The 13701-nt window shown below is 62.7% G+C and carries 11 protein-coding genes; 1 reads left to right on the top strand and 10 read right to left on the bottom strand.

Annotation, left to right across the window (positions count from 1 at the left end):
- From VF497_RS13365 to VF497_RS13320, 10 genes are all read right to left on the bottom strand, one after another.
- Window positions 1-521 (bottom strand): response regulator transcription factor (locus VF497_RS13365; protein ID WP_330889503.1); only part of this gene is annotated, 521 nt, incomplete at its 3' end.
- Window positions 522-538: 17 nt separating this feature from the next.
- Complete coding sequence (locus VF497_RS13360) at window positions 539-775, bottom strand: hypothetical protein (protein ID WP_330889501.1); 237 nt, start codon at window positions 773-775, stop codon at window positions 539-541.
- A 137-nt stretch (window positions 776-912) separates the two neighbouring features.
- Window positions 913-1902, bottom strand: coding sequence for a tRNA dihydrouridine(20/20a) synthase DusA (gene dusA / locus VF497_RS13355; RefSeq protein WP_330889499.1), 990 nt, complete (start codon window positions 1900-1902; stop codon window positions 913-915).
- Between the two features lie 109 nt (window positions 1903-2011).
- Window positions 2012-2770 carry an SGNH/GDSL hydrolase family protein gene (locus tag VF497_RS13350; RefSeq protein ID WP_330889497.1) on the bottom strand — a complete coding sequence of 253 codons (759 nt, stop codon included), beginning with the start codon at window positions 2768-2770 and terminating at the stop codon, window positions 2012-2014.
- 9 nt (window positions 2771-2779) lie between these two features.
- Window positions 2780-3766 carry a glycoside hydrolase family 43 protein gene (locus VF497_RS13345; protein ID WP_330889495.1) on the bottom strand — a complete coding sequence of 329 codons (987 nt, stop codon included), beginning with the start codon at window positions 3764-3766 and terminating at the stop codon, window positions 2780-2782.
- Between the two features lie 130 nt (window positions 3767-3896).
- The gene (locus VF497_RS13340; protein ID WP_414706904.1) at window positions 3897-4916 is read right to left on the bottom strand and encodes a sialidase family protein; all 1020 of its coding nucleotides are present in this window, start codon (window positions 4914-4916) and stop codon (window positions 3897-3899) included.
- A 325-nt stretch (window positions 4917-5241) separates the two neighbouring features.
- Window positions 5242-7248, bottom strand: coding sequence for an RICIN domain-containing protein (locus VF497_RS13335; RefSeq protein ID WP_330889491.1), 2007 nt, complete (start codon window positions 7246-7248; stop codon window positions 5242-5244).
- Between the two features lie 105 nt (window positions 7249-7353).
- Entirely contained in the window at window positions 7354-10149 is a 2796-nt protein-coding gene (locus tag VF497_RS13330; protein ID WP_330889489.1) for a TonB-dependent receptor, read from the bottom strand.
- 55 nt (window positions 10150-10204) lie between these two features.
- Window positions 10205-11392, bottom strand: coding sequence for a cellulase family glycosylhydrolase (locus VF497_RS13325; protein ID WP_330889487.1), 1188 nt, complete (start codon window positions 11390-11392; stop codon window positions 10205-10207).
- 22 nt (window positions 11393-11414) lie between these two features.
- Window positions 11415-12563 carry an aldose epimerase family protein gene (locus VF497_RS13320; protein WP_330889485.1) on the bottom strand — a complete coding sequence of 383 codons (1149 nt, stop codon included), beginning with the start codon at window positions 12561-12563 and terminating at the stop codon, window positions 11415-11417.
- 290 nt (window positions 12564-12853) lie between these two features.
- On the opposite strand from VF497_RS13320, the gene VF497_RS13315 reads away from it, so the two are divergent.
- On the top strand, window positions 12854-13579 hold the full coding sequence (locus VF497_RS13315) for a FadR/GntR family transcriptional regulator (RefSeq protein ID WP_330889483.1): 726 nt from the start codon (window positions 12854-12856) through the stop codon (window positions 13577-13579).
- Window positions 13580-13701 lie beyond the last annotated feature (122 nt).

Below are 13701 nucleotides of genomic sequence, written 5' to 3'. Positions count from 1 at the left end.
AGATCGGCCTTGGAGACGAGCTCGCCGGCGTGCAGCATCAGGTATTCGAGCACCTTGTACTCGTAGCTGGTCAGGTCGGCCGGCGCGCCGGCGACGTGCACGGTCTGCGCGGTCGTGTCGAGCACGATCGGGCCGCATTCGAGGGTCGGCTTGGTCCAGCCCGAGGCGCGGCGCACGAGCGCGTTGATGCGCGCAAGCAATTCCTCGACGTGGAAGGGTTTGACCAGGTAATCGTCGGCACCGTGCTTGAGGCCCTGTACCTTGTCCTGCCAGCTCGAACGCGCGGTCAGGATGAGAATGGGGTATTTCTGCCCGGCGTCGCGCAGGTCCTTGACCAGGTCCATGCCCGATTTCTTCGGCAGGCCGAGGTCGATGATGGCGACATCGAACGGCACCTCGCGGCCGAGGAAGGTGCCTTCCTCGCCGTCGGCGGCGGTATCCACGGCGAAACCGTCGCGCTTCAGGCGCGCGGCGAGGGTTTCACGCAACGGGGCTTCGTCTTCGACCAGTAGTACGCGCATGGGGTCAAGTCCTCGGGTTAGTTTTCGGCCGGCACTTCGACGATCCGAACCTGGCCGTCGCGCGTGAGCACCTTGATGCGGTAGATCGTCTTGCGGCCCTGCGTCTTCGATTCGGCGGCCGAAAGCACCTTGCCGCCGGTTTCGCGCTGCACCTTGGCGATCGCCTCCTGCATGCTCAGCGGTGCGGCCAAGGCATCATGCGACGAGAGCGCCAAAGCGGCAAGCAGGACGATCGTGGCAAAACGGAATTTCATTTCTGGCGCAGATGAGGGTGGCAGGCGGGCCATTCGGGGGCCGGGATAGCCACTATGGGAAATTCGATTGAATTGGGCCTGAACTGGCCGGCGTCGCATGTGGAACCGTTCCGCCTCCCGCAGAAAGCGGCGAACCGTTACGCCGCCCGTGCATGTTCGCTCATACCGGCAAGGGCCCGTTCGATGACGCGGAAGTCGGCACCGGCCTGGTGCATGTGTTCGCTCAAGCTGCGTCGAAATGAGCGCGCGCCGGGCAGGCCGAGATAGAGGCCGAGGATATGCCGCGCGATGTGGTTGAGCGCGCCGCCGCGGGCGAGGTGGGCCTCGACGTACGGCCGCATGCGTTGCAGCACCTCGTCGCGGTCGGGCAGCGGCGTGCCGAACAACGCCTGCTCGCCGCGCGCGAGCACGAACGGATCGTGATACGCCGCGCGGCCGAGCATCACGCCATCGACCGTTGCGCAATGCGCCTGCGCCGCGTCCGCGTCGACGATGCCGCCGTTGATGATGATCGCGAGCGGCGGGAATTCCTGCTTGAGCCGGTACACGCGCTCGTAGTTGAGCGGCGGAATCTCGCGGTTCTCCTTCGGCGACAGGCCATGCAGCCAGGCCTTGCGCGCGTGCACGATCAGCGTTTCGAGTCCGGCGCCGACGAGAATCTCGGCGAAACGGTGCAGGTCCTCGTAGTCGTCCTGCTCGTCGACGCCGATGCGGCATTTCACTGTCACCGGAATCGGGACAACGGCGCGCATCGCCGCGACGCAGTCGGCGACAAGCGCCGGCTCGCGCATCAGGCAGGCGCCGAAACGCCCCGACTGCACGCGGTCGGACGGGCAGCCGACGTTGAGATTGATCTCGTCGTAACCCCAGTCCGCGCCGATGCGCGCGCACTGGGCGAGTTCGCCCGGCTCGTGGCCGCCGAGCTGCAGCGCGAGCGGATGCTCGGCCGCGTCGAAATCGAGATGACGCGCGCGATCGCCGTGCACAATCGCGCCCGTGGTCACCATCTCGGTGTACAGGCGCGCATGCGGTGCGAGCAGACGGTGGAAGTAGCGGCAATGACGGTCGGTCCAATCCATCATCGGCGCGACGCACAGCGTCCAGGGATTGGCGATCGGCAGGGACACGCGAAGCAACAGGGCGAATTCGGGAGGCGAATGGTAGCGGATTCAGGAGATGCCTGCCGTTCTCCATTCCGCAAGCGGCCTGAAAGAACGTTTCAGGCCGCCATCACGATCAATGGCGAAGCGCCTGATCGATCGCCTGTTGCGCCAAGGATTCCATCAACCGGTACCCGCGTGTATTGGGATGCAGTCCGTCGTTGGACAGATCGGGTTTCATCAGGCCATTGGCATCCACGAAAACGCCGTAGTAGTCGAGGTATGCGAACCCCTTGACCGCCGCGTAGTCGCGCAGCCAGTTATTGATTGCGCGAATGCGCTGCTGCGGACGGCTCTCGGTTTCGTTCGGATAGAAAAGGTCGTTCACAGGCAGCAGCGAAGAGAGTACGACTTTGATTCCATTGGCCTGCGCAATCTCGCTCATCGACGCGAGATTGTCCTCGATCATGCCGTCCGTTGCCGGCCCCGTGTTGCCGGCGATATCGTTCGTGCCTGCCAGAATGACCACCACGCGTGGTTTGAGCGCGGCCACGTCGGCGCGGAAGCGCACCAGCATCTGTGCAGTAGTCTGCGTGCTGATGCCGCGGTTGACATACGGTTTGCCCGGGAAAAACGTTCCGCGTTCGACTCCGCGCCCCCAGAAATCGGTGATCGAATCGCCCAGAAAAACCACGCGACTCTCGCCGGGGCGAGGCGCAGGTAGATGTGCATTGTCGTTCCGATACCTCGCAAGTTCCGCCCAGTCCGACAGCTTCTTTTCGTCCTCGTCGACGCGGCGTGCCAACAACTCCAGTGCGGGGCTCGCCTGACTCGCTTGCGCAAGACAAGGGCCGCACGCCAGCCAGGTCAGAAAAAGCAGGAAGAGAAGTTTCATGTCTCGAGTTCACGGTGGATGTTCGGAAGTTTTCTCGCCATCTCGTTTGTGCAGCAGTGGCGCATCGTCATCTCCGGGCTCGCCGAACAGAGGCTTCCCGGCAGCGTCCCAATGGAACCGCTGCATGTACGGCGCACGCCGACTTGTGCATTTCCAGCCCGGTCCTCCGTTGGCGTGGAAGATGATCCAGTCCTGCTTTCCGTCGAGCGACTTGAAGAAGCCGTTGTGGCCGGGTGCATACAGGCCGTTACGTACGGATGAGGCGAATACCGGCTGCGGCGACTTGGTCCACGATGCCGGATCGGCAAGATCGGCCGCGCCATCCGCACTCAGCAATCCCAACGCGTAGTGATCCGACCAGCAGGCGCTGGCGGAATACGAAAGAAATACTTTGCCTGTGGGACCTTCGAGAAACTCTGGGGCTTCGAGAATCTTGCGGCCACCCTGCATTTCCCACATGTAGGTCGGAGCCGCGATATCGACTTGTCTGTCCGACAAAGTCCAAGGATTGAGCATCGGCGCAACGATCAAATCGCTGTGGTCGTCGACGTAAGCGGAGTAGACGAAGTAGAGCTTGCCGCGATGTTCGAACACGGTGCCGTCGATGCCGCTGTGTTTTGTCTGCAGCTTGCCCTTGTCGATCCATTGTCCGGTGGTCGGGTCCGGAGAATCGTTTTCGAGCACGAACACATAACGATGCGCATCATCGTCGTGCACTTTGTCGGCGGCGGTGTAGTACAGCCACCACTTGCCGTCGAGGAAGTGTAGCTCTGGTGCCCAGATCGATGCCGAATTCTCGCCGCTCGGCGGCGCACGCCAGACGACGACCGGCTTCGCCTTGCCAAGCTGCGTCATGTCGGTGGTCTTCCAAAGCGCGATGCGATCGCCGAGCGTGTGCATGTAGTAGTAGATGCCATCGTGGGCGACGACCCATGGATCGGGACCGGAGGGCAGCAACGGTTCCGGATGTCGAGCCGCAGCACTCTCGACTTCCATCGCGGCGAGACTCAGAAAACCGAAGAGGAGGATTCTTATCCGACCTGACCATCGATAGACGCTGCTCGATACCCTTCGGTCCGAATGTCGAGACGAGGGTACACGCCGAGTATTTTCTATATTCATGGCGTCAATGCGCGCGCGGCAATTTCGCAAGACCGTATCGGATATCGCATTTGCCATTGGTCGTGGCTGTACCTGCCAGCATCAGTACGGTTGGATCTTTGGATTCGTTCGAGGCGAGCAGAGGTGAACTGTAGCCGGGGCAACCCGTCTCACTCGGACCGTAGCCGCCGGTCGGATCGATGAGCATCGGTGCCTCGATCGGATGCCATGGTCCCGCGCCGAGTTCGGTGTTGATCATCAGGACCCTGCCCGACTCCGGTTCGATCGTCACGTGTCCTTCCGGCCCGCTGACAACGCGTTGTCCACTCGCGATCAACATGCCGTTGCTTCCGCCGTAGGGCGTCCAGGCAATGGTCGGTGTATGCAGGAAGCGCTTGCCGTCCGCGGTCGCAATCGGTGCGCCGAGCGCGGAGAGCGGCGTCCAGTCCTGTCCGTCGGGCGAGGTTTTCAGATACACCGTACAGACATGATTGGCATCCGCGCCGGCCTGGCAGTTCTCGAAGCTCATGGCGTAGCGGCCGTCGCGAAGCCGGATTACGGTCGGCATGCCCGGTCGCGCGAGACCATCGCGAATGGCTACGTCGAAGATTTCCGGGCCCCAGGTCGCGCCGCCATCGGTGCTGCGCACATGGGCGATGACCTGGGCGAAACCGTCGGCCGAAGGGCGCTCGTCGGAAAAAAAGCAATTGAGGCTGCCGTCGGCCGTGATGGCGAAAAACGGTTCCCAGATGCCGTGGCCTTCGTTGTTCACTTGCAGCGCTTCGGTCGCGCAACTGCTGCGATAAGTCCAGTTCGCGCCGCCATCGCGACTGACGAACACTTCCATCGACTGCTGGCGGAAGTCCTTGCGCATCCACGCGGTTCCTGCGGCGAACAGCGTGCCGGCGGGAAGATCCCCTTGTGCGGCCGGAAGCTCGAACAGGGCAGGTGCTTCGATGTCCCAGCCATGCACCGTGTCGCGAACAACGCCGATCGGCTGCGCCGACCACGTCTTGCCGCTGTCTGTCGAACGATAGATCGGCATGTTCGCTGTCTCGCCGGGCACGCCGGAGCGAGCAAAGGTGGCGAGCAGTGTTCCGTTCGCGCTCTCTGCATGCGAAAGCCGGATGACGCGCGGATAACCGGCAGTCTCATCTGGATGATGGCTCGTGTCAGGGGCAAACAATACTTTCCCGAGACCGGGTGAGAATGACCCTGCAGAAGCAATGCTCGACAGAAGAAAGATGCCTGTCGCAAGCAGTAGCCTGCGTCGAAGCGAAACTCCTCTTTCATCGCGAATCGAACAAGACTTCATTTCGCCGTCCCTACCATTCTCGAAAGTTGCGCCCCGCAGCGAGCATTTGCATCGACTAGGGAATGAAAGTCCATTGCTGCGGCGGCAAGCCGTTGTCGGTCCAGATCCTCAGTTGCGTGCCGTGCGTGGTCGAACCGTTCGGATCGTCGAGCATCAACGAACCCGAGGCCTGATTCATCAATTTGAAGCTGCCGTTGCCGATCGGCATGATCATCCAGTTCTGGTTGGCGTTGTTGGCGCAGCCCCACAGCGTGACGAGGTTGCCCGGCGTTGTGCTGCCGCCGGTGTTGTCCAGGCACAGCCCGGAATACTGATTCTGCAGGCTGTACCAGCCGCCGCCTTTTGCATGCGCGGTCCAGTTCTGCACGGACAGGCCGTTGCAGTCCCACAGTTCGGCGCTGGTATTGTTCGTCGTTCCCCAACCAGTATCGTCCAGACACAGATTCGGCGCCTGCACGCTGTGCACTGAGTAGGTTGCACCATCGGGCGGCAGTTGCTGCAACGTCCATTGTTGCGGCGAGAGGCCGTTGTCGGTCCAGATCTGCAATTGGGTGCCGTGTGTGGTTGAGCCTTGCGGATCATCGAGCATCAGCGAACCGGATGCCTGGCTCATCAGCTTGTAACTGCCGTTGCCGAGGTCGATGAACATCCAGTTCTGGTTGGCGTTGTTGGCGCAGCCCCATAGCGTGACCAGATTGCCCGGCGTGGCGCTGCCGCCGGTGTCGTCCAGGCACAGTCCGGTAGCCTGATTCTGCAGGGCGAAGTAGCCGCCGCCATGCGCGTGCGTCGTCCAGTTCTGCACCGGATAACCCGTGCAATCCCAAAGATCGGCGCTGGTGTTGTTCTGCGTCGACCAGCCGGCATTGTCCAGGCAAAGGCCCGACGCGCGCACGCTGCGCAACACATAGGTCGCGCCGTCGGTGGGCAGCTGGTTCCATTTCTCGCTGGCGAAATACGTGTTGCATACGCCGTTGTTGTAGTCGGAGGCGAGTTCGAGGATGCTCGATCCGTCCGTGGCCGGCAGCAGTGCCGAGGAATAGTTCGGGCAGTAGTTGTCGTACGGGTTCGGCACGTGCACCGGCGCGTTGATCGTGTACCAGCTGCCCGCGCCGTCCACGTTGGTGTTGACGAACAGCACCGAGCCGTTCGACGCCGATACGCTGCCGTTGGCGTCGTAGACGATCTGGCCGGTCAGCACGATCGCGCCGTTGCTCGACAATACCGACGGACTCCATTTGTTCAGCGGCGTGTGTTCGAGATACTGGCCGCTCGCGGTCTGTACCTTCGTCCCCACGTTGGTGGGATCGCCGAAGTTCCAGCCGTCGGTCGAAACGCGCGAGAACACCGTGCATGCGGCCGGCCCGCACAACTCGTAGGTCATGAAGAAATGACCGTTCGGCAGCTTGCTGACCGTGACCATGCCCGGACGATCGGCCTGGATCGTGCTGCGCACCGTGTCGGTCTGGTTCTGCCAGCCTGTGCCGTTGTAGGTGCGGATCTGCGCGAGCTTCTGGCTGCAGCACGGATCGGTTTCGTCGGACCAGAACATCACGAGTGCGCCATCGCTGGCGACTTCGAATTCCGGTTCCCACAAACCGTGCGGGCCGTTGGTGTCGCCGCCGATTACGGGCATGCTGTGATACGACCAGGTCACTCCCTGGTCGGTGCTGATGTATACCTCGATGGCGGGTGTGCTGCCGTAGAGGTACGACGCCGAGGACAGCAGCGTGCCTACGGCGAGCGAGCCGACCGTCTGCGGCATCTCGTACAGTGTGGCGCAACAACGCTCGGTGCTGCCGGCCGCGGTCGGCACGGTGCCGAGCTGGGTCCAGCTCGCACCGTTGTCGGTGCTCCTGAAGATCACGCCATTCGTGCTCGCAATGAGCTGGCCATTCGATGCGGGCGCCCCATGCGCCAGACGCACGACGCGCGGATACAGCGTGCCTCCCTGCAGCAATGTCCCGCTGGCGCCGTGCGCACAGGCGGCGCATAGGCAGCAGGCGAGGATCAGAAAAAAAGCCAAGGCGATCGACACTGCCGAATCGGATCTCGAACCGGTCATAAAAGAGCCCTCGCTGGATTGTGAATGTCAGGGGCGCATGCTCGCTTGAACCCGCGCCCCGAAAAAGAGCCCGGACAATCCTTCGCCGCGGGCCGTCGGTGGAGATCAGAGTTTCAGGCGCAGTCCCAAGCCGACCGTGCGATCCTGGTAGCGGATGTCGCGCGGCCGCGTATCGCCGTCGCCCCAGAACTGGTGCAGGTTGGCGCCGAGGATGTTGCTGGCGTTGAACACGACAGTGAGGTTCTTGTTCACGTCGTAGCCGAGCGACAGGTCGAGCTGGTTGGCCGGCTTCACTTCGTCGTTGATGCCGGCTACCGTCGGCTGCGTGAAGAAGTCGATGTAACGACTGCGGTAGTTGTAGGCCAGTCGCGCCGAGATGCCGTACTTCTCGTACATCAGAACGACATTGCCATTGTTCTTGGAAACGTTTTGCAGCGGCGTGACGATGGTGGGGCCGCCGATCGACTGTGGCGATTTCGTCGAGCCGTTGACCCGCGTGTAGTTGACCTGTACGCCGAGTCCGCTCAACGCGCCGGGCAGGAAATCGAAGAACTGCTGATAAGCGAGTTCCATGCCGCTGAGATGGCCGGAACCCGCGCTTTGCGGCGACGACAGCTGGTACGCCGCGCCGTTGATCGTGACATTTGTGACATAGGTTTGGATGTAGCCGTTGATGTCGCGATAGAAGCCGCCGGCGCTGAGATAGCCGGAGGGCGCAAAGTACCATTCCAGCGATGCGTCGAAATTCTTCGAGCGGATCGGCGTCAGGTTCGGGTTGCCGCTGCTCGCATAGCCGGCGCGGTTGATCGTGCCCGGCGTCAGCGAGATCGACGGATTGAGTGCGCCGAAGTCCGGATACGTCAGCGTCCTCGCCGCGGCCAGGCGAAGTTGCAGGTCGTCGCGGAAATGCCAGTTGAAGCTGGCGTTCGGCAAATAGACCGGCGCACTGGTCGAGACGGAAAGCGGCGAGTAAGTATTGGTCGAACTGTCATAGGAGAACGCGTCGAGATTGCGCTTGACCCGTTCCGCACGAATGCCGACCAGGCCGTCGAACGGCATGCCGAGCAACTCGTTGCCGTAGGCAACCTGGAAGTAACCGGCCAGCGATTTCTCGCCGATGTTGTAGAAACGGCCCGGATTCTCCGGCGCGAGACCGGTCGGCAGACCGTAGAGCGTGCGCAGTGCGTCTGCATTGTTGATCAGATAGTCGTAGCAGCCGGTGAGCCAGGACACCGGAATCGCGTCGGTCGTCGGCATATTGCAGAAATAGCCCTTCGGGAAACGCGCGACGACCTGGTTGGCCGGATTCGGATTGGCCGGCACGTCGCCGGTGCCGCCGGGCGGCGGTGTCGAGATTTCCGTGCTGCCGTGATACGTCGCCTTGTGATCGGCGTAGCGCAGACCGAAATCCACGTACTGGAAGAAGGACGAACCGATGTCGTAGTTACCGTCGGCGCGCCATGCGGTCTGCTTGGCCTGTTGCGTGTTCCAGGTCTGGAACAAACCGTTGAGATAGTAGTTGGCGGGATCGAGTTGCAGGTTGTTGCCGATCGTCCAGTTCTGCTGCTGTCCGCCGGTACCACTCCAGACGGTGGTGATCGGCGCCTTCAGGAACGTGTCGATGATGAAGTTCTGCAGGTGGAACGAGGTCAGGTTCTGCGACAGGTCGGAAGAGAGGCGCAGCCGGTCGCCGTGCCACTTCACGCCGATCGAGTTCTGGATGTCGTGGCCCCATTCCTCGTGCGCCTGCGTGCTCGTCGCCGCGTAGTTGTTGCCCGACCAGGTACCGCTGGCGGCATCGCAGATGGTCTGGCCGTAATACTGACCCGCGAGTTGGTCGGCGTAACAGTGGTTGGTGACGGTCACGTTGGTCGGCGTGATCGCTCCGACCGGGAAGCTGAAGTAGAACGGCTGGTTGTAGTTGTCGCTGACCCAGGTGTAGAGCCCTTCCGCATACACCTCCGTGCTGTCGTTGAGCTTCCACTGCAGGGCATAGTTGAGCTCCGGACGCTTGCGGTCGCCGATGTTGTAGTCCGCGCCGAAGCCGTTTGGCGAAGCAATCAACTTGCCGTCCGAGGTGCGCATCGGGTTGCCGGAGGCATCCTTGAGCACGGTCGGGAAATCGCCCCAGACCGCGTTGTAGTCGTAGTGCAGGCCCATATAGCTGAAATTGACCAGCGCACCGACTTCGCCGACGTCGGTCTGCCAGCGATTGCTGAGCAGCAGGCTTGCGGTCGGATCGGTGTGGCCGCCGTACTTGCTGTGCGTTTCCGTCAGCGTGGCGGCGACCTTGCTGCCTTCGAAATCGAACGGTCGGAATAGCTGCATGTCGACCACACCGGCAATGCCGCCGTCGGGCAGGCTCGCGTCGCTGGTCTTGTACACCGCGATCGCCTTCACCGCGGTGGCCGGCAGATTCTGGAATGCGAAGGAACGGCCGACGCCGCTGAAGATCTCGCGGCCGTTGAGCGTCGTGATCACGTTCGGCAGGCCGCGTACGACCACGCCCGTCGTCTCGCCCTGGAAGCCCTGCGCCACCTGCACGCCGGTAATGCGTTGGATCGCGTCCGCGACGCTGTTGTCGGGCAGTTTGCCGATGTCTTCGGCGACGATCGCGTCGACCACGCCGCGCGCATCCTGCTTGAGCGTCTGCGCGCTCTGCAGGCTTTCGCGCAACGGCGTCACCGTCACTTCGGACAGTCGCACCGCCTGCTGCGGGTCGGCGTTGGTCGCCGTGGCGGCTTTCTTCGGCTTGCCGGCATCGTTGGTCGCGGCCTGGTCCGCGGCGCTCGTCGAATCCGATGGGTTTGCCGCCGGTGTGACATCGGCGGCATGTGCCTGCATGAGCGCCGTCGCGATCATCGCGGCGAGCAGGGTCGTTCGTGTGCGAATACGATTCATATTGCCTTGTCCTCCCAAGGAAATCTTGTTGTTTGTGGGTGCCGCGGCCCGTCGCTCAACGCTGGTGGCCGCGATCTTTGTTGTTGTCTGTTGGAAATGCCTGAGCAGCGGCAGGCACGCCGCCGCGCGGCGCGCTGCTCAACGCGCGCAGGATGTCGACTTCGCGCTGGCGATACGGCGTGCCGTCCGTGTGCAACACGTCGTGGAACCACAGCGGTGGCTGCTGCAGTGTGTACGGTCGCTCCCACGAATCCCAGGGATAGCGTGTCTGCTCCTTGCCGTCGACGAAGCCCCAGTTGACCATGCCGATATCGAGCTTCTTCGCCAGTGGCAGCACGCCGTCGATGGTCGAGCCGTTGCCGCGCGCCATGTATTCGGTGCAGATCAGCGGGCGTCCGTATTTTTCGAGCTGGCGCGCACGCGCGGCGAACTGCTCGGGCCAGTCGTAGTTGTGGAAGCTGATCACGTCCGACTGCTCGAGCTGCGTGCGTTCCACCGCGTTGAGCCTGGCCGTGTCGGACCAGTCGTCGTCGTGCCACACGCCGCTCGTCAGCGGCTGCGACGGCGACGCGCTGCGCGCCCAGGCGAACACCTGCGGCAGGAGCTTGGCGACCAGCTCGTTCTTGTGCTTCGGCTCACGCGCCTGGTAGTGGCCGCCGCCTTCGTTGTCGGGCTCGTTCCACACATCCCAGGCAAGCACGCGCTTGTCATCAGCGAAGCTGCCGACGATGTCCTTCACGTAGCGTTCGAGGCGCGGGTATTGCGCCGGATCGGCGAGTGCGACGCCGGGGCTCTGTACCCAGCCCGAGTTGTGCACGCCCGGAATCGGCGGATGCTGTGGGCCGAGTTTCGGCTCCGGGTCCCAGCACGAATCGAACAGCACGAAGATCGGTTTGATGCCGTGCTTCGCAGCGATCGCGAGAAACTGGTCGATGCGCTGCTTGAATCCGGCCGCGTCCTGCTGCCAGAGCAGGTCGTGCAGGAACACGCGCATCGTGTTCATGCCGAGTCCCTGCGCCCAGCCGAGTTCGAGATCGATGCGCGCCGGATCGAACGTGTCGGCCTGCCACATCTCCAGCTCGTTGATCGCGTTGGCCGGCAGGTAGTTGGCGCCGAGAATCCAGCGCTGCTGTGCATACCACGTCTTCGCCTTCGCTTCGGGCCAGCGCGTTGTGCTCTCCGCTGCGTGCAACGGCTGCAGCGCCAGCAGCGCCACGACCAATATCGACAATGCACGTTTCATGGGTTCTCCGTGGCTCGCGCGATCAATGCGACAGCGGCGTGGCCGCGGTCGAGAATTCGTAGACGATGACGTTGCGATACTCCTTGCCCGGCTCCAGCCGCGCCGAGCCGAACGCGGGATGATTGGGCGTATCCGGAAACAACTGCGGTTCGAGCACGAACGCATCGCCCTGGCGGTAGACATGACCACCCGTGCCGATCGTTGTGCCATCGAGGAAGTTGCCCGAGTAGAACTGCAGGCCCGGTTGCGCGGAAAGCAGGGTCAGCACGCGCCCCGATGCCGGATCTTCCACGCGTGCCACCACGCGCGGAGCACTCGCCACGTCGCGGCCGACGACGAAGTTGTGGTCGTAGCCGTGGCCGATCAGCAGTTGCGCCTCATCGCCGTGACGGATGTCGCGGCCGATCGGCTTGGCCTGGCGGAAGTCGAACACCGTACCGGCGACGCTGCGGATCTCGCCGCTCGGAATCAGCTTTTCATCGACCGGCAGATAGGCGTCGGCCGCGATCATCAGGCGCTGGTCCATCACCGAACCCAAGCCTTCGCCGGACAGATTCCAGTACGCGTGATTGCTCAGGTTGACGATGGTCGGCTTGTCCGTCGCCGCGCGGTAGTCGATGGTCAGGCGATTGTTCGCGGCCAGCGTGTAGGTGGCCGTGATCGACAGCTTGCCCGGATAACCCATTTCGCCGTCGGGGCTGACGTAGCTGAGGCTCACGCTGGCCGAAGTGGCGTCGTGCTTGATCTCGGCGATGTTCCACAACACCTTGTCGAGGCCGCGCTCGCCGCCGTGCAGCGAGTTGGTTTTTTCGTTGGTCGACAACTGATATGTATGGCCGTCCATGTCGAAGCGGCCGTTGGCGATGCGGTTGGCGTAGCGGCCGACCGTCGAGCCGAAGTACTGCGGCTTCTTCACGTAACCATCGAGGGCGGCATGGCCGAGCGCGATGTTGGCGCTCTTGCCGTTGCGATCGGGCACGCTCAACGACTGCAGGCTCGCGCCGAACGTGATGATCCGCGCGATCGCGCCGCGCCCGTTGTCGAGCACGACCGCTTCGACCTTGCTGCCGTCGGCCAGCACGCCGAAGGATTCGCGTCTTGCTTCGGCCGCATTTGCCGCGCCGGCAAGCACGCACAGACTCAACGCAAACGGTGCCAGTTGCTCCCGCATTCGCAGCCCTCCCGGTTTTGTATACTTCTAGTATTGATCATTTAAACATATTGTATGATGATCTTGCAAGCATACTTGAAGACCGATTTCGACGACGCGTCGCGCGGGGAGTTTTCGGAGTCGGATACCGCATCGCACAACGGAAGGTGAGCAACAAGGCGGGTGGTTGACGCGGCTCGGAAAATTTCGTCGCTTGGCAAAGGCTCAACAAAATTATTATAGTATGACAAAGTCGATCGTCGGCCCGCCGCAACGAGCGGTGATGCGGAATGCAAGCTAAGGAGAATTTGATGAGGAAGCAGAGCGCAGTGCGCAATCTCTACGGCCACGTGATGCACGAGCTGGGGCAGCGCATCGTCAGCGGCCAGGTCCAGCCTGGCGACGTGCTGCCGCGCGAGGAAACACTTGCGGAAAGTCTGCATGTGAGCCGCACAGCCTTGCGTGAAGCGATGAAGGTGCTCTCGGCCAAGGGCCTGATCGAATCGCGCGCCGGCGTCGGCGCGCGCGTGCTCGAGGAGCGTTTCTGGAATCAGCTCGACGCCGACGTGCTGACTTGGCGCTGCGCGTCGATGCCGGCCGACGACTTCGTCGACAAGCTCGTGGAAATGCGCGAGATCGTCGAGCCGGCCGCCGCCGCGTCGGCGGCGCGCAAGCGCACGCCTGCGCAACTGGCCGAGATCGAGAAGGCCTATGCGGCGATGGAAGCGGCGGCGACGCTGGACGAATGGGCGGAGGCAGACCTGCAGTTCCACGACGCGGTGCTGCAGGCGACGCGCAACGAACTGCTGCAGTCGCTGTTCTCGGTGGTCGAAACGGCGCTTGGAACCTATTTCGTGCTGTCCGCGCGCAATGCGAACAACTTCAAGTATTCGCTGCCGCAGCACAAGAAGATTCTCGAGGCGATCCGCCGCCAGCAGCCCGACGTCGCACGCAAGGTCATGCATGGCGTGATCGCCGATTCGCTGGCGAATCTGCAACGCAACCGCACGCGCACGACGAAGAAGGCGTCGGCGTGATGCGCAACATCTCAACCGGCCTCGTCTGAACAAGGGAAGAAGCAGCGTGCACGAATCGCGGAACGGCAGGCTTTCCGGCAAACGCGCCATCGTCACCGGCGCCTCCAGCGGCATCGGCGCGG

This window comes from Rudaea sp., assembly GCF_036383415.1.
In the GTDB taxonomy this organism is placed as follows: Bacteria; Pseudomonadota; Gammaproteobacteria; order Xanthomonadales; family Rhodanobacteraceae; genus Rudaea.
This window is presented reverse-complemented; position numbering and strand designations above follow the sequence as displayed.